The organism is Bacillus sp. S2(2024) (assembly GCF_050474045.1).
GTDB classification, from domain to species: domain Bacteria; phylum Bacillota; class Bacilli; order Bacillales; family Bacillaceae_G; genus Bacillus_A; species Bacillus_A yunxiaonensis.
This window is the reverse complement of record NZ_JBFLUS010000003.1, coordinates 1,716,617-1,736,162: the sequence shown is the minus strand read 5'-3', so window position 1 is coordinate 1,736,162 and position 19,546 is coordinate 1,716,617. Positions and strand designations below refer to the sequence as shown.

The window sequence follows — 19,546 nt, the reverse complement described above, 5'->3', positions numbered from 1 at the left end:
GGTTTTTAACTGAAGAATTCCTTAGCGTACGAAATTCGCGTTTTGTTGGTGCTACCCCATCGCCATCAAGTTAAGAAATACATTCTTCTCCAAAACGAAAAAAATGAACTAAATTTCTATGGACAACTATGAAAGGATGAAATTTTCGTTTTGGGGATACTTCAAAATCTTAGCTTGATAGGCATGGGGTCTCGCCCCATGCCCATCAAGCTAAGATTATATAAGTTTAATTTCATGTGAAATCCTTTCTTTTTTCTAAAGATCCAGTGTAAGTTCTTTAAAGACCTGCATACCAAATAAACCCTATCGGGTTTCAATTTTTTGGATTACGCTACATGATCGTGAGACATAGAAAAGTTGTATACGACACCTAAGATATCAAAAACTGTTTTCTTCTCATACCGATGAGATTTTCGCCCGTTTTTCTGTAGGAGATTGAACAGACGAAACAATATCTTTGTTAATTCTTGGATGTCTTTTTGTAAAGATTGATAAATAAGTGGAAAATAATCCTTTATGATATAAGTTGCTTTATATTCGCTTAATTCTCGTTTCTTCTTGATGAGGAGTAATTGGCGCATTTGAAACATGGTGGAGGAACAAAGAAGGATGCTAATTAGTTGTCCATATAAATGACACTCTAGCCGTTCTAATTTCACAGAATTACAGTGATGAATACGAAAAAATGATTTCCACGTTTTAAAGATAAGTTCAATTTGCCATCGTAAAGAGTAGAAATCGTATACTTGTTCCTTTGGCAGGTATTCCAAAGGAATATTTGTAATGTAAAAGTTAATTGCACTAAGCCGTTTACTTCGTTCTTTATAGGTAATTTGCTTTTTATGTTCTTTAGATGCTAAATCCTTTTGTCTACGTTTCATTTGCGTTTCAGTTAATTTGTACAGAATTAGTCTTGCAGGAAGTTTTTGATACATTCCAATATAAATCTCAGGAATTTCATATGTTTCACCTGACTGTAATTGGTAAATGAATTGCTCCATATCTAATTGAATGTATTCAGATTGCTTTTTTATTGTTCCATTTTGAAAGTATTCAGGTTCCATATTCCTTTGATATATACGAGTATTGAGTTTTAATCTTGAAATAAAATAAGCACCACACTCGCTTATGGTGTGTAGATCTTTTAAGTCAAAGTATCCTAAATCCCGTATACATACATCGTTCGGTTGAAGAGACGTTAAACAAGTAGAACCATACGTTTTATCATTGTGTTTTCCCGATCCGACATGAACATGCAGAAACTGACCACTTAGTAAATCGTATTCTAGTTGAATCTTTACGCCAGCATTTTGACCACTACCACCTGAACCTTGATATGTAGAAGTGAATTTATCTGGAATCTGAAAATGTGTAGAATCTAATACACGAATACGCCGAAAATAGTTTGTATACAAAGTTGGAATCTTGCTAGAAGAACAAAATTGTTGATGAAGTAAATGTGCTAAGAGTTGTTGTAAAAACTGAACAGCCTGAGAATTAAAACGTTGATTGAGTCCTTCTGGACTCATAGAAATGCCTGTATTAGCTTCTAATCGACTACATAGTTGTGTCAATGAAGTATGAGCTATGTTTTGGCTTAACCAAACACATAGAGCTACTAAGTCCTGTGCACGATATTTGCTTCTTCGCTGAACAAATCCGATTTTTCTAGCTAATCGCTCTAAAGCATGGGGTGACATATACCGTTGCAATTCTTCGGAAAACAATTTTAATTCATCAGAAATCGATAAATTCATATCAAAAACGCCATCCTTTCTGTATATTTCTACAAAAAGAATAGCGTTTTTGGAGGAACATGGATACAAATTTATCTTGGTTTTAAGAAAATATATTATTACATCATAAAAACTAAACAAGACAAAATTAATTTTCAAACGTCTTTTTTAATAAAACCCTCAGACTATTATTTATTTGTATAACACTTACAAATAAAATATATCCTATTGATGCACCTAACATATTTATAGCTATCCGTCCCACATTAAAGACATCTGATAAAGTTAATACGTGTAAAACTTCCCAAACAATAAAGGTCATAATATACCACTTACAAGCTTTCTTATAGTTGGTTATTTTATTAAAAAATACTGGAATAAAGAATCCGAATGGGATCAAAAATATTATATGTTGTAAGACCATTAGCCAATATGTTGAGTTGCCCCATGGTCCTGGATGTGAAATAAAGTCCTTAATTTCCCAAAGGGATATTCCAAAGAATTGTAACAAAGTACCTACATCAGATATATGTAAAAATTGTGTCCAAAATTCCATCGGATGATAGACAAGTCCGCCGCCTGTTAAATTACGAAGAGAGTCAAATGTAGATACTGAAATAAAGCTTCCTATAAAAACAACGAAACACATAATTATGTAGGGAATACACAAAATTTTTGATAGTATCTTTAACGGTTTAGGAAATTCGTATACTGATTGATGAATTTCCAGACCAATTGTTTGTGATTCTCCAAAACTTTGAATTGCTTTATCGATTGCTTCTTTTTCAGTCATACCTTGCGCTATATATTCTTCTTTCAAGCTGGTCAAATGATCATAAATTTCTAGGTATAACTCATTATGTTCAATATTATTAAGTTCTGAAAAGGATAAAATAGACCTGATATACTCGTCAAACTCACTCATAAATAACTCCTTTCTGACACGCCTGAATTAGTGATGTTACACGTTCCCAAGCATTAACTTTTTTCTGCAATTCCTTTTTCCCCTTATCTGTAATAGTATAAAATTTTCTTTTCATACCACTCTCAGATTCATTCCAATAGGATTGAAGAAACTCTTTTTTTTCTAATCGCTTTAAAGCAGGATACAAAGTACCCTGCCCCATGCTATACAAATCTTCACTTTCCTGTTTTAGACTTTGAGCTATTTCATATCCATATGTATCATGTTTTGCAATGATAGAAAGTAATAAAATATCTATACTTCCTTTTAAAATTTCTTTATCCACTATTATCACCCCATATACATCGTATAACAATATATGTCGCAATGCAACATATATAATAAGACGCCCCATAATCAGCAACTTAAGAAATAGATGATTACTCAATCCAAAAAATAATCTTTATTTTCGTTATGGGGGTACTTCAAAATGTTAGCTTGATAGCCATGGGGCGGGACCCCATATTGAATTATGTTCTTTCAGTATAATCGGAAACAGTTCCCACAATTCCTCAAGTGACATTTCTGATAAACTCTTACCCACGATACATTCCTCCATTTTACTTAGTAAGTCGCTTTTATCAATCTTTTTTATAAATTATCGGACTTTATTTTGGGGTACAGCCGAGATACGTGTAAAAATAGGTCATAGACTTACTTTTTGGGGACACTTCAAAATATTAGCTTGATAGCGATGTGACGTGACCCCTTATATGCTTAAAATAGGGTTCCATGACCCCTGTCCCCCCCTTATATTTCCAACAACGTATATCAATTTAGAATTTCAAATTATTAAACGATTGATCTAGCAATTCTAAATCCGATATCATCTATATAAAAATCAGGCATACTCTTTCGACGACAAGTAGCTCCACATCCGCGTTCTTCTTCTGCCCAACTTCCTCCGCGGATTATTCTGTAATTACCAAATGTCTCTTCATCGTATAAGTCCCAGCACCACTCCCAAATATTACCGATCATGTCGTGCAAGCCCCAATCATTAGGCTTTTTCTTACCAACTTCGTGCACTCGTTCGTTAGAATTATCTTTATACCAAGCGATTTCATCAATTTCACCATACCGATATCCTTTTGATTTTGCCTTACATGCATATTGCCATTCAGCATCTGTCGGTAAACGAAAACCATTAGTATTATAATTACAAATAACTGATTTACTTTCATTATCAAAATCATAAAACTTGTCATAACCCAGCGCATCAGATAGTAAATTACAAAAATTCACTGCATCTATCCATGAAACATTTACAACTGGTTTTCGAGCCTCAGTTTTTGTTAAAAATTTCTTCCCCATAATAATCGCATAAAGTTCTTCTGTCACCGTATATTTGGCAAGATAGAATGGCTTAATCTCAACATTCCAAATAACTTCCTTTAAATTTTTTCTAATACCCGGCATTCCAAATTTATAGTTTGAACTAATCCATTTTTGTTCGTTTCGAAAATCTCGTAGCCGGATTTCTCCTTCAGGAATATACACCATTAAATCTTTTAAGTAGTCATTTAAGTTAGCTAACATTGTCCCCTCCCAGGTCTTGAATTAATGTTATTAGACACAACTTTCATATTAAGACATATTTTAAGGATTATTGTTTAAGTATTTCTTCACAATTCCATACTGACATTAACATAAATATCCAATTTTGTTTAGGAATCTTATTCAAGAATATGGCACTTTAGTTGAGGAAGGGTACCATAAACGGTTTATATCGGTACATCAAAGAAAGCGAAAAAATACAAGATCAACCAAGTTTCCATCGTAAAATATAAGAGTTGGGATGAGAGGGACTCGATGAATAATCCTTTCCTCTCCCCCCTCTCACTCACGTATAAAAACAGAACCTTTTGTCTTACTACTGATAATGTTACGTTATGTTAACCGAGCATGTATAGGATATACAAGAATAAAAGGTGTTCCTTACTTTTATCGAGAATATACTTATGTTCTTGATTTGTTAATTAAAAGGGAGCGTTAATGATGAAATTCAATCAATTATTTTTATTTATTATTGGGGCATTTGTATGTAGTTTAGTATTTAATTTTGTTATAGGTAAATTTGAATGGAATATTTTTTTCTTTTTGACACTAGGAGCAATTTCAGGTTATCAAATTGGTAAAAATGAAGTCAAAAATAAGTAAACAATATAAATTAAACTACCAATAACGATAATTATGTGTACATAAAAGCCCTCCAGATCACTTAAACTGGAAGGCTTTTAATAGTTTCCTAAATACATTGACTCCCGATAATGTGTAACAAGAAGCATAAGATGGCCGTTTTGGCCAACCTATGCTTCTTTTAGTTTACGGCCAACTTATGCTTCCTACAATAAACTTTAAAATTACTCGCGAAATCACATAAAATGCAAAGATATGCTTCAGTAAAGTTTCTTTGCACCAAAAAAAGCTGCTAAATATAAGCCACTTTTTTTATCTATTTGTTCCTATCGTTTTTACCTTTGACGAATATCAATCCACCAACGATCTTCCGCATTCATATTTTCAGTGCCACCAACCCCTCTGTAATGGAAAGCATCAAGGAAGATTGAATCCAATTTATCCTCATCTACAAAATAACCTAAGTTAATCTTCATCGTTTGTCCGGGTGGGATACTGCCAATATTGTAAAAGCTTTTTCCGTTTCCGTGAGGTTCTAGATAATCAACTTCGCCCGTCATAGTACTTTTTTCGTCAATTCCATCTTCCTTAGCATAGTTCCATGCATTATTTTCAGATTTAAGCACTTTTATGGATGGCTGCATATAGATTTCTTCTGTTGCCTGTGTACCAATATTTTTCACTGTTGTTGTCAGGTAGACAAATTTAGGAGTAACTAATTGTGACTTTACTAATTCGTCAATTGAATCTTTACCATTTCCAACTTTATATACATCCCGTTTGTACGGTATCAATTTATTCGTCTGATCTAAAGCTTTATTCTTGCTTAGAACTTCTAGTCCCAAATTATTAAAGTTCTCTTGTTTAAAATCTTTAATTGAATCAAAGACTTCAACTTTTTCTACAACATATTCAAGTTTGCTGTTACCTATGCCGTTATCTATGGTTACTGGAAGCATTTGACCTACATTAAATAGTCGTTTTCCATTTTTTTCAAAGGAATAACGCTAGGTTTTGTTGGTTTATCCGCTTTGCTAAAATGATCTTTATCATAATCTGCTGTATCTGATGCCTTTTCTTTTGATGTTGGCTCAAGTGAAATGTTCCCTAAGACCTTCATCATTTGTTCTTCATTTACATCGGCTCCAATAAAACTTTCTAACATAATCCCCTCTTCCTCAAAAAAGAGAAAGACCTCTCTGTCAAACGGCAAATTGTTGTTTCCGGTGTCTCTATGGACAATCACTGCTTTCCTGCCATTTATCTCTTTTTCTTCGTAGCTTTTTGAGTACAGAGTTTGAAAATTTGAATTTTTCCCCACTCTCCAAAGAATAAATGAAAACCCACCCTTTGCGTAGTTATCTTTAAATGAATATTTCATAGCAGTGTCATCGTTTGCTGCCATATTTTCTGGTAAATAGCCGACTTTCAACTTATACCAATTGTCAATCTTTTTCGGGTCCTTATTTGTCACTGAAACATTTACTTCATAATTATGTTTTTGGACAATCATATCATAGACTTTTACTGCGCCAAAAACGGTTGTCGGCATGCCAATCAATAAGCAGGCAGCAGCGATTAAAATACGATTCCTTTTCCGCTTGACCTGTGGTTGCCCGCCTTTCATCTTAATTTCTTCCATAAACAATTTCTTTTTGTGCGTGTATGTATCTGAAAATTCATGTTGTTCATCCAGTTTATCAAAATCATCTAAAGCAATTTTTTCAGCAAGGTCATACATTTCTTTGGAGTTCTTTGAATTCGTCATTTTGTATACCTCCTATCATATTTTGTACTCGTTTTCGAGCGCGTTCAAATTGCTTGCGGACATTGACCTCAGTTATCCCCATTAGATTTGAAATTTCCTGATAAGTTAAGTTATAGAAGATTTTGTACTTAAAAACCTGTCTGTTAGACTCATTTAACTCTTTTAGCAATGTATCAATTTGAGCCTCAGACATGAAACGCTGTTCCCACTCTTCAATATTTTCATCTGCTACTTCTGACGATTCTCTTTGATATTCCTCTAAGAATATTTCATGTCGTTTATTTTTCCGGTAGCTATCAATCGCTTTATTTTTCGCAATTCTCAAAATGTAACATTTAAGCTCTTGAGTGTTCAAGTTACGAAGATTTTCTAGATTCTTGTAAAGAGTAATAAACGTCTCTTGAACTGCATCTTCAGCCTGCTGAATGTTATGTAAAATAGAATAAGCTACATAATAAATTTTTTGTTCATACAACTCGTATAGTTCTTCCATCTTTTCATAATCTTTGTTTGTAACTTTCATGTAATCCCTCCTCTCACTCTATATAACGAATGGGCGGCTATACTTTGTGACACTTCCTCCAGCTATTAGAAAGCAAGTTGTATCCTACATAATAAATTAAAAATAAATATATAATAATATAATGATTTTAAAACGATCCATTACATTTAACTATATAACTCCGCTAGTTTTTATAATAAGGATTAATAAATATTCCATTTAGAAAAATCAGTAGTTTACATAAATATTTAAGTGTCCATATTTGTATTGGTTAGGACAGAAACAATATAAAATTCTTCAAAAAGAACATAATTTAATTGAACAGGATGAATGGATTAATAGAAGTATAGGAGAACTACTGAAAATAGTACCATATGTAATTCCACCTACAAGAGAACTAGTGTGTTCTATTGTTGTGGGAAACATAAGAAAGTTTTTTCAAGGGAATCAAAAAGAATTTTGCTTAGTAACAGGCATACATCCCTGCTAATAGGTATTTTTATTTACTGTTTTGTGAAATTCACGGTCAGCTTATGGGTTAATAATTAACTTACGGACAATTTATGCTTCCAAATGCGGCCAACTTATAGGTAAAGTGACATAATGTTACGTTATGTTAACCGAGCATGTATAGAATATACAAATAAAAAGCCCAAACAGATTGCTTCTTCTAAATGATATAATTAAAAAAATTTAGAATTTAGGAGGAAAGCTTTGAAAAAATTTCGAGGAAAGAAACGCTATTTTCGTCAATTATGGAAAAAAACAAACATACATACTTGTAATATTTTACTTGATAATGAGGCGTGGTTCGATTTTTGGCATACTCATCTTGATTTTTTGGGATTTGGTAATAATCGTCTGAAATTTAGAAGAGAACATATAAAAGCCCATATAACTCTTTATAACAACTTATTAACAGAACTCGAAACACTAGATAAATCATATCAATCTTGGGTATGTATTCAGGTACACGATGCTGGACAAGATGCAGTTTATATTCACACACCAAACCCTAGCAGCAACAATTATCCTTACAAGAATTGCGAAATAAATTGGGATTGTGCTGTTCCTAATATGTTCAAGGACATTGTAGACTTAGATAAGCAAAATATTGGTTTTTTAAGTTCTGAATATGGAAAGATGTACTATATTCAATCAAAGTTTCATGGAGATCGACTCTAGAAACTAGTCAAATTTGATAATATGAAAAAAGAACTTCCGCTAACGAGAATTATGTAAATGAGCTGTCCATATGGACAGCTCATTTTACTTTTTGCTCAGCGTGTTTTTTTCCAAAATGCTGGCGAGACCCCATCGCTATCAAGCTAATATTTTGAAGTACCCCCAAAATGAAAATTTCCTTTTTCTACAGTTAGTTATTTGGAGAAGTCAGCTTTTTTTCGTTTTTGGGGTGTTTACTTTTCTTAAGTTGATGGATGTGGGGGAGTACCCCTTATACTACTGATACCTTTTGGCAACCAAAAATTCAATAAAAGGCAAAGTTATCATTGATAATCCTAATAATAACAATAAAAAAATGTTTGTTGTCCCATTTAAAAATTTATCAGCAACTACAGCTCCTAAAATAAAAAAAGTAAGAATGAAATAACTTACTTTTGAGCTTTTTTCTGTAATTCTTTGTCCGAGTTCTTCCTCTTGTAATATTCCATCTTTTTCTTCTTTTGTTCCCCAAGTAATAGATGAGAAAAACATCATTACTAAACAACCAATAGTAATGACTTCATTGAACCCAACATCTTTCCCTACTATAATCTTATAAATTGTAAAACCTATTACAATCAAAGTACTTATCCCAAATATGATAGAACCAATTTTTCGAGTCCTCATTACTATACATTCCCTTCATTTATAAATAAAATATCAACTCTAATTTCTAATGTTTTTGCAATATCGAAAGCTAATTGTAAACTAGGATCATATTTATTATTTTCAATGGCATTAATTGTTTGTCTACTTACATTACATAAATCCGCCAATTTTCCCTGAGAAATTTTTTTAATTTCTCTATACTCCTTAATTCGATTACGCATTGGATTTCCACCTTTATTGCAAGTTATGTAAAAAACCTTTTACATACTAAAAATTGTAAAAAAACCAATCTAATTGTCAAATACTTTTTACACATCTTCTGGAGAATTTTATTTCTTAGATTCGATAAAAAAGTCCTATAAACGACCGTTTATAGGACTTTTTTACTTCTATCCAAATAGGGGTCACCATACATCTCCATCAAGCTAACAAAACAAAATACCCCCTAAAATGAAAAAATTTGATTAAAACTCACATAAAGTTCTTTAATCGAAAAGGAATAAATCGATGCAACTTTTTTTGTAAACGATACATCCTTTTATAAACAGTACGATTTTATTTCAAAGGTACAATTCGTTTTCATAGTTCACATAAAGTTCAAAATTATAATCTTTAACTGGTAATATTTGTTATATAATAAAATTATTAAGACAGTTCTCCTTAGGTTAGTATGTCTGATGAGATTGTTTGTGTAGCTCTATGATTTACCCTACCCTAAAAAGAACTTGTAGTGATTTCTACAAGTTCTTTTTGTATTTCTGGTTAAACATGGATGAAATAGTATGTAATTCTGTGACGTGTTTGATAGGCATGGGAGAGCAACACAATCCATTGAATTTCCACCTCTCTAATTTTTGATTCTTTCTTCATACTGTTTGGCAAGTTTATAAAATGAAGAACGTTTGATGCCATACTTTTTCATCGCCCCTACTGCAGTAATCGAACCGGATTTCCATTCCTTATAAGCTTCAATAAATGCTTCTGTTATTTCGACAGGAGGACGCCCTAAGTGTTTTCCTTGTTTTCTAGCAAGAGCAATTCCTTCAGCTTGACGTTGTTTAATATCAATGCGCTCTTTTTCTGCAAAGGCTGATAATATTGTAAGGGTTGCTTTTTGAATTGCGCTCTGAATAACATCATTTGTACTTTCTCCAGTGTAATTGACGTTAATGTATGGTTCCTTTATAAATTGTAAATTTATTCTATGTTTTTCATAGTATCTAAATTCTTCTAATGTATCATTCATATTTCTTCCAAGTCTTGTCAACGAGTCAAACACAATCGTGTCTCCTGTACGAGCAAAACGTTTTAGCATTTGATAATTCTCTCGCTCCATATTTTTTCCAGATTCTTTATCAATGAAAATATCCCGATCCTCTATTCCTAAATCCTTCATATTCTGAATTTGTCGTTCTTCATTCTGATCTTTACTTGAAACTCGTACATATCCCAATTTTTTATGTTTCATATGCTACACCTCACTGTTAATTTTACCAAACACGTCCGTAAAGGTATATGGAAAATACGGATGTCTGTAAAGTGAGAAATAGACATTTATAGATGTGGTTTTTTATAGTTTTCTATATATCTGTAAAAGTATACTTTTACGGATGATTTGCGAGGACTCACATACAACGACTAATATGTTTTACAAACTAGTTGTTGTATGATAAAGTATATTTAACTAGTATGTTTTACAAACTAGTTGTTGTATAGTACAGTTCATTTAACTAATATGTTTTACAAACTAGTGAGGTGAGTAAATGAAGGAGACGCAATTATTAAAAGGTGTACTTGAGGGTTGTGTGCTATCTATTATTAAACAACAACAAGTATACGGTTATGAACTTGTACAAATAATGCGTAATTATGGGTTTACAACAATAGTAGGTGGAACGATTTATCCTCTACTACAAAAGTTAGAAAAACAAGGATTAATTAAAAGTAAGGAGCTTGCTTCACCTGATGGGCCGAATAGGAAATACCTCTTTATTACACATGAAGGAGAAGAACAACTAGAGGGTTTTGAAGAACAATGGAGTTCAATGATTGTAAAAGTGAATCGAATTTTGCAAAAAGTGGAGAGTGAATCGGATGAAAAATAATACCGCTAAACAATTAGTGGAGCAAAATAACAAGCTTAGAGAACAGCTATCCCCAGAAAATAAAATATATTATGAAGATATTTTACTGTATATGCGTACATTCGGTTTTTTCTATGAAGAATTAGAAACAGAACAACATTTAATGGTGATATTACAAGATATTTTAGAAGCACAAAAGCATGGTGAATCGGCAGAAGAGTACTTAGGTAAAAATCCGAAAGAGGTTGTCGATCAACTGACAAAGCAATTTGATAAACCTTCATGGAAATCGATTTTTAAAATTAGTGGTTTAATTTTTTTAATTAGTATGTTTTACGATATTATAGGTAGTTTTACAGCTCCATCATTACAAATAAATGGATTTGTTATATTGTTGAATGGAATATTCTCCGTTGCATTCGTTTATGGTGTTTTTAAATTGTTACACCTGAGTATTTATATGAAAACACAATTACCAAGGTTAATTAAATTTTTCGTAGTATGGATAATAGCAATGATTCCGTTTGGGGTATTTATCCTCATTCGACTTTTTACACCAAAACAAGGAATTTTAAAAATTGGTACCCCATTTGATTGGATTGCCATTCTTGTTATTTTAATCGTGTCTATCGTTTATGTTTTATTCAAGAAGAAACGTGAATTCTTTGGGGGTCTTACTTACGTTGTCACTTTAGGAATATTCGGTTTATTGTTAAGGATACCACAAACGAAAGAATTAGTTCAGGGTGGTAAAAACCAAACTTTTGTCATTCTTTGCATTATGTTGCCTATTGCGCTCTCTGTACTAGTCAACTGGTTACAACTTCGAAAAATAGAAAATGAAAATTAATTATGAATAAAATAAAAATTGAACATTTACAATAAAAATGTATCATTTTAACAACCTTTAAATGAATGACAATACTTCAAATTAATTCTTTAGAATTTTATTATAATCATTAATTGAAGCAGTTATGTTAACACTTCTTGATGGATTGATAGGAATTGGACTGGGTTATGGTGGTACATATATTGTTTCCACGTTTGCAAAGTGGCCACCACTCGTTTCTTGGGGAGTTGTCGCTGGAAGCGTATTGTTCTCTATGACGTTAGGTATTATTTTCGGATTAATTCCAGCGAACAAAGTGCTTCAATTAGATCCAATTGAAGCACTTTGTTATGAGTGAGTAAAGAGCCTTTTCGTTTTGAAAGGCTCTTTAGTGTTAGGTGAACAAAATGTAGTAATAATTTAGATGAAATTTCATGTTATAAGGGGTCACCATATCACACAACGATTGAAGAACTTAGAAATGCTTAAATTCGACTTGCAAGATGGTAAGCAAGACGATTTTTGCATATAAAAACAGTTTCATTATGTGAAAACGAAACTGTTTTTAGGAGTGCCTTTATCTGCTTGTTCCATTAAAGCTCCCGTTTGTTGAATTAACTTTGAGTTCATACATTTATCCCTTAATTTCTTTATCTGTAGGCAAAACGATTGCAGCTATTATATAAATTAACAATGTTATTCCGCTAGTAAAAAAGGCTGACAATGCAATTACTATTCGAAGGATACTAACATCAATTCTATACTTATCGCTTAAGCCACCTAATACACCTGATATTTGTTTATCTTGAGTGGACTTATATAATTTTTTCATCTAAACACCCCAAACGAATTGAATATTTGTACTCTTAAAAATTAGTTCAACCTTTGGAAGGGATTTAACATTTATTCAACTAACCCGCCCTTTAATTGAATAACGCCTTTCATCTAAATTTTAACATGAAATTCCATAATTCTTCTATTTTTTATTTGAAAACCACAATATTTTAGAAAACAGGCTTTCGTTTTCTTAATTCATTATACCCATATGGGTATAATGAATTAAGAAAACGAAAGAGGGGCACGGCAACGATTCCTTCTTTTTGGGGCCACTCATGATTGTAATTTAGTCGAAATATCACTTAAACACACATGTTACAACAAATAATAGGAATACATTTTGAAAGAAGGTTAACCAAAATGTATTCCTTTATGCTAATACTTATCGAAACATAGATATATATAATAGACGTTTAAATGAATACAATCCAAATTAGGATTTTGTACATCGCCCAAGCCCCATCTTGTTTAATAGCTTGCTTCATGATTTTTTCTTTTTTTTGTAGAAATAATATATCCCTAAACAAATACCTATGACAACACAACCGATAATCGTTACTGTAATATACAGTGGGTCTTTATTTATCTCACTTGGGATTACCCTTTCTAAGATTGGGCCTATAAACATCCAAAATGCTGCAAAAATCGTGATCCACGATTTTGTATACAACGCAAACATAATAAAAATCAGAATGCAAACAGCCGCAATAGGCATACGGCAACCATTCTTTACTTTTGGAGCCACTCAAAAAAATGTACTAAATAAGCCTACTTTTTTAGTTTTTTGTATTCGGTAAAGTGAAATTAAAGTTAGAAATTACGTGTTCGGTAAAGAAAACTACTGACTTTTTATTGAATAACTATACCGAATTCATATTCGGTATAGCAAAACACCTTAAAAGCTATGAAAATTGCCGAGTGGCTCATAAAAGAAGAATGGTTGCCGTACCCCCGGTTCGCTATCAACTCCCTTAGTTCTTGATTAGATCCATGACATCTCGTCTCATGGTTTGCTGAGCCTCTTCGGTTGGTTTCCCCATACGAACTAGCATTTGAATGACTTTTCCATTTGGCGCATATTTCTTATGGATTTTCGTATACGGTTCCTTCATTTCCGGATACTCTTCCAACACTTGACTTGGCGGCTGCATCACAAAGCCCATATTATGTGCTTCCAATATGAGACGACTATAGAGCATACCTGCTTTTACCTGATTACTGCGGCTATTATCTTTCGTAATAATCATGGCATAGGTTGGTGTATGTTCCACGGCAACCTGTGTGGACTTCACAAACAAATCAGCTGATGCTTTTTCATTGTTAATGGAAGGAAACATGGTGATCATTCCTTGCATCACATGTTTCTTTAATCCTGTAATTCTTTCCCCTTCCAATGAAAATCCATATCTGTACTTGTTCTTTTCATACTCATTCGCTCGAAAAATATTTGCGGATTCTTCATTAATTCGATGTACAGCAGACTCAATTCTAGCCCCTTCCATAGCATATTGACCAAGTCTATCTAAATTCTCTTGATCTTGAAAAATCTCTAATGACACATCTTTTACATCAGAGATACCTTGTAGCTTATTTACTTGGGCTTTCGTTAATGGGGTTGTCTCATAGGCCCCTCTGTTTGTATCTGGAAGAAATATGTATGGATAAAGTTCATTATTTATTGGTTCCACTTTTGTTAGGGAAATTTTCGCAACTGGTTTTGTATCCATGCTTTCTTTTAGGCTCGCTTCATCATAATTGCCGTTTGGAAAAAGAACGATGTCTGTGTGATAGCCTAATTGATCACCTGCATCTTTCACATATTCTAAAAAAGCCCCTTGTGTCACCATTGTTTGACGAGCTAAAGGATCCACTTGAGCAACTAACCTGCTTGAATCGGCATACAGGTAAAAGACATTCGCGTCTTCTTGATCCAGACGTACAATCCAAGGCTGCATGTTATGTCCATTCGCAGCTAGTAAACCATGGGCAGCGAGGCGTACTCTTATATCCTTAAATTGTTGTGAATAGGTAGTCTTCCATGGATCTAAATAACGTGAAGTTGAAAAAATGCCACTTTTTATCATTAAAACAGAGAAAATCCCTATAATAATAACGGCAAAAGTTAAGAAAAACATAGTCATCTTCTTTAACCCTTTCTTTTTCATTTTTCATTACTCCCTTCCTTAACTTCTATAGAAGTAAGTAGTAATTCAAACGCTTCAGGTATTAGCTCTTCGGAATTTCTATGGTGATAATGCTTGATATAATTAGCTTTCTTCTTTGCTACATTAAAGACTCCAATGGTAGATGACCATAAAATTAAAGCTGTATTTAAAAGGTCCAAGTCTTTACGTATGGAACCTTCCTCCACTCCTTGTTGTAATATTGTCATCAAAAGCCTGATTTTTCAAATCAAAATATCAAAGGTGTACTTTTTGACATAGCTAAAAATGTAGAATTATTCATTTCAAAAATACAACCATACTGGGCAATAACATCTAAAATACCCAAATCACTCTTCGTTTATTTCACTTTCATTAAGATATTGATAATTGGATGTATCTGTTCATGACATACCTGATATGTTTTCAATGTCCCTTGGTTAATGCTTCTCACAATACGAGCTCTTTTCAATTTTGCAAGGTGTTGAGACGTATTAGATTGGGGAGTTTTTAATATATGACATAGCTCGGTCACATTACAACCACCTCTTCGTATCAGTTCCTGAAGTAATTGAAGTCGGACAGGGTGTGCAATATGTCTAAGTACATCCGCTTGTTCTTCATATATATGAAAATCATTCATTGTGGTTTATCCTCCATATATTTTATCTTTCCTCTATTATACCTAATATATTTATATAGGAGCATTGGATGTATGAATTTTCAGAAATAAAAACTGCTATCAATCAAACGTTTGTTTAAGATATTTTGATATGATACGTGTGAATCGGGAAGAGCATACATACGTTCAGCTAACTTCCAAATTTAATATACTAAAAGGCGTACCGCCCACATTTTAACGAAAATATACGCTAAGCAATTTTCGACATAAAAAAACGTTGATTTTACTACTCTAAGCAAAGCATTCAATCTCAAAAAAGTACGTTTAAGGAACTTTATGTATTTCTAATAAAATTGATAGAAATACAATCAAAAATCAGTTCCAAAACTCATTACCAAAAAAAAGCACCATAAAAAGTATTAAATATCGTTTATGGAACACTCTAAACGTACGGTAAAACCAAGTTTTTTACCTTAAAAATTCCTTAGCGTACGAAATTCGCGTTTTGTTGGCGGGATCCCTTGTTGGAATAATTGGTAAAATAACGGATTCCTTTCGAGATTATAAAAACTACTTTAGGAGGGTTAAAAATGCAAATTCCAATTAAGAAAACGCTTGATAAAATTCCAGGTGGTATGATGGTTGTTCCACTTTTTTTAGGAGTATTAACGAATACCTTTTTCCCGCAACTTTTAAAAATTGGAAGTTTTACAACGGCATTATTTAGTAAAGAAGCATCATCTACCATTTTGGCATGTTTCATGTTTTTAATTGGTTCACAAATTAATTTTAAATTAGCACCAAAGGCAATAAAAAAAGGTGCAATATTATTAACAGGAAAATTTATAGTGGGTGCTGGTATAGGTTTAACTGTAGCAGCGATTTTTGGGCCTACCGGAGTACTAGGATTATCACCATTAGCCATCCTTGCAGCGTTATTAAATGCTAATGGTGGATTATATGCATCTCTTGCTTCATCGTATGGTGACGAAACTGATGTAGGCGCATATGCTTTATTTTCTTTAAAAGATGGTCCATTTTTTACATTAGTTGCATTAGGTGCATCCGGACTTGCCACAATTCCTTTTCAAACACTTGTAGGAGTATTAATTCCAATCGTAATAGGAATGATTTTAGGAAATATTGATCCTGATATGAGAAAGTTCCTTGGAAGCAGTAAATTATTATTAATCCCATTCTTCTCATTCCCATTAGGTGCAGGAATGAATCTTTCAACTATTATAAAAGCGGGAGGTCCTGGCATATTACTAGGATTAATAGCCGCATTCACTGGGATTGGAGCTTACTTACTTTTGAAGTTATTTAAAGAAAATCCTATCGTTGGTTTAGCAACAGGGTCAACAGCAGGGAACGCTGTAGCTACACCAACTGTTGTTGCAGCAGCAGATCCATCCTTAGCTCACATAGCACCAGGAGCTACTGCACAAGTTGCAGCTGCATGTGTAATATCTGCAATAGTCTGTCCAATTATCGTTAATTATGCATTTAAAATGTCCGAAAAGAAAAAAGCTAAAAAACCAATTGCAGGGGCAGCATGACAATAAAGTAAAAATCTACTGTTATCCTAGCCATCATGCTGCTGAAGCTTTTAAGCCAATTTGAAAAAGAAACAAAGACAAAGCAGTCAGCGGTTTCACTGTCTGCTTTGTTTAGTTACAAAAAAGGGTCATTAAGTTAAAAAAACTAGTGGGATAAGGAAAATTTTATTAACATGGTTACGGTATTGTCGGAATAGCTATTTTAAGATAGAGGGGTCACCATACATGCCCATCAACTTAAGAAAAGTAAACATCCCAAAAACGAAAAAAGAGCTGACTTCTCCAAATAACTAACTGTAGAAAAAGGAAATGTTCATTTTGGGGGTACTTCAAAATATTAGCTGCTACCCCATCGCTATCAAGCTAAGCTCATACAACGTCAATTATAGTAGAGGTATCGCCAGCATTTTGGAAAAAAACCACGCTAAGCAAAAAAACAACTAGCCCCTCTTGTGGAGGGCTAGTTGACGTAAAATTCGTTATCAGAAGTTAAACTAAAATCTAGGAATTGTTAGGTACTAACCTAAAAGATTTGTTGCATAACCTATACCTTTTTTATCTGAGGGAATAGGTGCTCCAGTCATCCAAAACTTGTAGCAAACTAAATCTCCATGACCACTAAATCTAGAAGAATCGAATAATACCCAAGGATTATAGGTACGCATGTTTCTCCATGGAACTCCGTCATTAATACTGAAAATTGGGTTTCCTGGAAATTTAATCCAGTTAATTCCATCTATAGATGATGCACAACCAATGCCCTCATGTGAACTATTAATTCCACCACTGTACCACATTTTAAAATTATTAGGTGATAAACGAAGGACAACTGCATGTTCTGTGGCATAATTTTCATCCCATTGACCAGGAGTACCATGTGGCAATACGGCCAAGGGACCTGCTGCCTTACTCCATGTAATACCATCGCCAGAAACCGCTAACGCTATTTGTTCGGTTGCTCCATCTGTAATGTTGTAGTACATTACATAGCGACTATTAAATGGATTGTTAGGGTCTGAACCTATATTTTCTGAAAAGTATAGAATATCTGCGGGTCCGTAACTTCCCCTATTATAAGCACTTGCATCCAACAATGGTGAACTAGGGTTTTGTAGAAGTGTGGTATCTTCTGTCCAGTTAATTCCATCTGTAGAGTTTGCAGTTCGGATCATACAAACTTGAGATGAGGAACACTCTGTAATATAAAGATGGGCTGAATCCCAATACCAAATTCTATAAGGTGCACCTATTCCAAACCCTGCAGAGTCAAATAATACACGAGAATGGCGAGCCGTTGATATCAGACCGGTTATATTCGAATCAAAAGTCCAATTGATTCCATCCGAAGAGGTTGCTAAAGCAATTCCTCCTGTACTTGCATAGTCATACCACATTTTATAAAACGCAAATGATCCAAAGGGAATAAACCCTGTTGAACTGTAACGTACGGTTTGATAGTAAGCATCTGTAGGTGGATTGTACACTGGATTGTTTGGACTTTCCGACCATTGACAAGATGGCATGCCACAGGGTGGTAGGGGTCCCGTTGGTCCTGTTGGTCCTGTCGGTCCTGGAATCGGAGGAAACGTGACAGGAAACGCACAAGGAGAGCAAGGATCGAAGCGTCTATTGTTTGAAGGCAAGAATACTCAATCTCCTTTCTTTTGTAAGATGTACTATATTACATGTAAAACGAGTCTTTTTTTCTTGTATGCTTGTCCATGTTTGAACAAAATTCATGATGAATATCCTATACACGTCAAGTTAACATAACGTATCATTATAAAAAGTTGGATATCGTTAGTAATCCTTTTATACCAATGGATTCTCTCATTCTCCGATATTATAAAATATACAAGATTTTATACATTTCCGTGATGGTACGGTTTTTCGGGTTCCCGTTTGTTACTGGATTGGCCGAAAAACTGTATAAAATCCTATATACTCTTAGCGTTATTAAAATTACTTATTTTTATGTCAAAAACTGTTTAGCGTGTTTTTTTCAAAAATGTTGGCGATACTCCATTTATAAAAATTTATCTCATGTTTTGTGAAATTCTAAGTTGATGAGCATGTTGTGAACCTTAGATTGTTATTTCAATTTGATTTCCTTCTGGATCACTTACTACACTTTCATAGTACCCATCGCCAGTAAGACGAGGTTCACTTAATATAAGATAGCCAGCTTCTCTTAATGTTTTCGTTAATTGATTTACATTATTTTTGCTTCCGACAGAAAAAGCTAAATGAGCATATCCAGTAACTTCATTTTTAGGTTTATTCTTTACTCCTTTCTTTCGCATAATTTCTATACGTGTCCCCGTTTCAAATGTAATAAAATAAGATTCAAATTGTTTTGTTTCATTACGGTATAAATTATTAGCTTTACCTTTGAAATATTTAGTATAAAATGTGCGCATTAATTCTAAATCATTTACCCAAATAGCTATATGTTCAATCTTCATTATCTTCACCTTTCAATTCAAAGTCTGATTTTGATTTTCTTATATA

General features: G+C 33.3%; 19 protein-coding genes and 2 pseudogenes. 6 read left to right on the top strand and 15 right to left on the bottom strand.

Features of this window, described 5'->3' with window-relative positions:
- Positions 1–326: 326 nt before the first annotated feature.
- The 4 genes from AB1284_RS08650 to AB1284_RS08635 all read right to left on the bottom strand — a co-directional run bounded on the left by AB1284_RS08650 (position 327) and on the right by AB1284_RS08635 (position 4,239).
- Positions 327–1,757, bottom strand: coding sequence for an IS4 family transposase (locus tag AB1284_RS08650; protein WP_429748852.1), 1,431 nt, complete (start codon positions 1,755–1,757; stop codon positions 327–329).
- 127 nt (positions 1,758–1,884) lie between these two features.
- Positions 1,885–2,661 carry a permease prefix domain 1-containing protein gene (locus AB1284_RS08645; protein WP_429748853.1) on the bottom strand — a complete coding sequence of 259 codons (777 nt, stop codon included), beginning with the start codon at positions 2,659–2,661 and terminating at the stop codon, positions 1,885–1,887.
- Positions 2,654–2,986, bottom strand: a complete 333-nt coding sequence (locus AB1284_RS08640) for a PadR family transcriptional regulator (protein ID WP_251226439.1) — start codon at positions 2,984–2,986, stop codon at positions 2,654–2,656. Before AB1284_RS08640 ends, AB1284_RS08645 begins: the two co-directional genes overlap by 8 nt.
- Before the next feature lie 506 nt (positions 2,987–3,492).
- Positions 3,493–4,239 carry a formylglycine-generating enzyme family protein gene (locus AB1284_RS08635; RefSeq protein ID WP_377882340.1) on the bottom strand — a complete coding sequence of 249 codons (747 nt, stop codon included), beginning with the start codon at positions 4,237–4,239 and terminating at the stop codon, positions 3,493–3,495.
- Between the two features lie 459 nt (positions 4,240–4,698).
- Here AB1284_RS08635 and AB1284_RS08630 point away from each other — a divergent pair, with 459 nt between their 5' ends.
- The gene (locus AB1284_RS08630; RefSeq protein ID WP_429750131.1) at positions 4,699–4,860 is read left to right on the top strand and encodes a D-alanyl-D-alanine carboxypeptidase; all 162 of its coding nucleotides are present in this window, start codon (positions 4,699–4,701) and stop codon (positions 4,858–4,860) included.
- 314 nt (positions 4,861–5,174) lie between these two features.
- Here the strand turns inward: AB1284_RS08630 and AB1284_RS08625 are convergent.
- Together AB1284_RS08625 and AB1284_RS08620 are read right to left on the bottom strand one after the other, a co-directional pair.
- Positions 5,175–6,607, bottom strand: a pseudogene (locus AB1284_RS08625) (anti-sigma factor).
- Positions 6,573–7,130 carry an RNA polymerase sigma factor gene (locus tag AB1284_RS08620; RefSeq protein ID WP_429750133.1) on the bottom strand — a complete coding sequence of 186 codons (558 nt, stop codon included), beginning with the start codon at positions 7,128–7,130 and terminating at the stop codon, positions 6,573–6,575. Before AB1284_RS08620 ends, AB1284_RS08625 begins: the two are co-directional and overlap by 35 nt.
- 693 nt (positions 7,131–7,823) lie before the next feature.
- On the opposite strand from AB1284_RS08620, the gene AB1284_RS08615 reads away from it, so the two are divergent.
- Positions 7,824–8,294 carry a hypothetical protein gene (locus AB1284_RS08615; protein ID WP_429750135.1) on the top strand — a complete coding sequence of 157 codons (471 nt, stop codon included), beginning with the start codon at positions 7,824–7,826 and terminating at the stop codon, positions 8,292–8,294.
- Positions 8,295–8,570: 276 nt separating this feature from the next.
- On the opposite strand, the gene AB1284_RS08610 is transcribed toward AB1284_RS08615, so the two are convergent.
- From AB1284_RS08610 to AB1284_RS08600, 3 genes are all read right to left on the bottom strand, one after another.
- Positions 8,571–8,960 (bottom strand): hypothetical protein, encoded by a 390-nt coding sequence (locus tag AB1284_RS08610; protein WP_429750136.1) that lies wholly within the window; start codon positions 8,958–8,960, stop codon positions 8,571–8,573.
- 2 nt (positions 8,961–8,962) lie between these two features.
- Complete coding sequence (locus AB1284_RS08605) at positions 8,963–9,163, bottom strand: helix-turn-helix transcriptional regulator (RefSeq protein ID WP_377883003.1); 201 nt, start codon at positions 9,161–9,163, stop codon at positions 8,963–8,965.
- A gap of 626 nt (positions 9,164–9,789) precedes the next feature.
- Positions 9,790–10,410 (bottom strand): recombinase family protein, encoded by a 621-nt coding sequence (locus AB1284_RS08600; protein WP_429750138.1) that lies wholly within the window; start codon positions 10,408–10,410, stop codon positions 9,790–9,792.
- A gap of 295 nt (positions 10,411–10,705) precedes the next feature.
- Here AB1284_RS08600 and AB1284_RS08595 point away from each other — a divergent pair, with 295 nt between their 5' ends.
- The 3 genes and pseudogenes from AB1284_RS08595 to AB1284_RS08585 all read left to right on the top strand — a co-directional run.
- A complete protein-coding gene (locus AB1284_RS08595; protein WP_377880068.1) occupies positions 10,706–11,047 on the top strand; it encodes a PadR family transcriptional regulator in 342 nt (113 codons plus the stop codon).
- On the top strand, positions 11,037–11,876 hold the full coding sequence (locus tag AB1284_RS08590; protein ID WP_429750140.1) for a DUF1129 domain-containing protein: 840 nt from the start codon (positions 11,037–11,039) through the stop codon (positions 11,874–11,876). The genes AB1284_RS08595 and AB1284_RS08590 overlap by 11 nt, the downstream gene beginning before the upstream one ends.
- A 109-nt stretch (positions 11,877–11,985) precedes the next feature.
- Positions 11,986–12,213: pseudogene (locus tag AB1284_RS08585) on the top strand (ABC transporter permease); the annotation flags it as partial.
- 276 nt (positions 12,214–12,489) lie between these two features.
- Here the strand turns inward: AB1284_RS08585 and AB1284_RS08580 are convergent.
- The 4 genes from AB1284_RS08580 to AB1284_RS08565 form a co-directional block, all read right to left on the bottom strand.
- Positions 12,490–12,687, bottom strand: coding sequence for a PspC domain-containing protein (locus AB1284_RS08580; RefSeq protein ID WP_377880070.1), 198 nt, complete (start codon positions 12,685–12,687; stop codon positions 12,490–12,492).
- A gap of 976 nt (positions 12,688–13,663) precedes the next feature.
- Positions 13,664–14,857, bottom strand: a complete 1,194-nt coding sequence (locus tag AB1284_RS08575; protein WP_429750142.1) for an Acg family FMN-binding oxidoreductase — start codon at positions 14,855–14,857, stop codon at positions 13,664–13,666.
- Positions 14,854–15,084: a hypothetical protein gene (locus AB1284_RS08570; protein ID WP_429750144.1), complete on the bottom strand. Its 231-nt coding sequence runs from the start codon at positions 15,082–15,084 to the stop codon at positions 14,854–14,856. Before AB1284_RS08570 ends, AB1284_RS08575 begins: the two co-directional genes overlap by 4 nt.
- Positions 15,085–15,215: 131 nt before the next feature.
- Entirely contained in the window at positions 15,216–15,497 is a 282-nt protein-coding gene (locus AB1284_RS08565; RefSeq protein WP_429750146.1) for an ArsR/SmtB family transcription factor, read from the bottom strand.
- A gap of 569 nt (positions 15,498–16,066) precedes the next feature.
- Here AB1284_RS08565 and AB1284_RS08560 point away from each other — a divergent pair.
- Positions 16,067–17,035, top strand: coding sequence for a 2-keto-3-deoxygluconate permease (locus AB1284_RS08560; protein WP_429750148.1), 969 nt, complete (start codon positions 16,067–16,069; stop codon positions 17,033–17,035).
- Positions 17,036–17,553: 518 nt separating this feature from the next.
- Here the strand turns inward: AB1284_RS08560 and AB1284_RS08555 are convergent.
- Positions 17,554–18,678, bottom strand: a complete 1,125-nt coding sequence (locus AB1284_RS08555; RefSeq protein ID WP_429750150.1) for a hypothetical protein — start codon at positions 18,676–18,678, stop codon at positions 17,554–17,556.
- Positions 18,679–19,119: 441 nt separating this feature from the next.
- The gene (locus tag AB1284_RS08550; RefSeq protein ID WP_429750151.1) at positions 19,120–19,500 is read right to left on the bottom strand and encodes a VOC family protein; all 381 of its coding nucleotides are present in this window, start codon (positions 19,498–19,500) and stop codon (positions 19,120–19,122) included.
- Positions 19,501–19,546 lie beyond the last annotated feature (46 nt).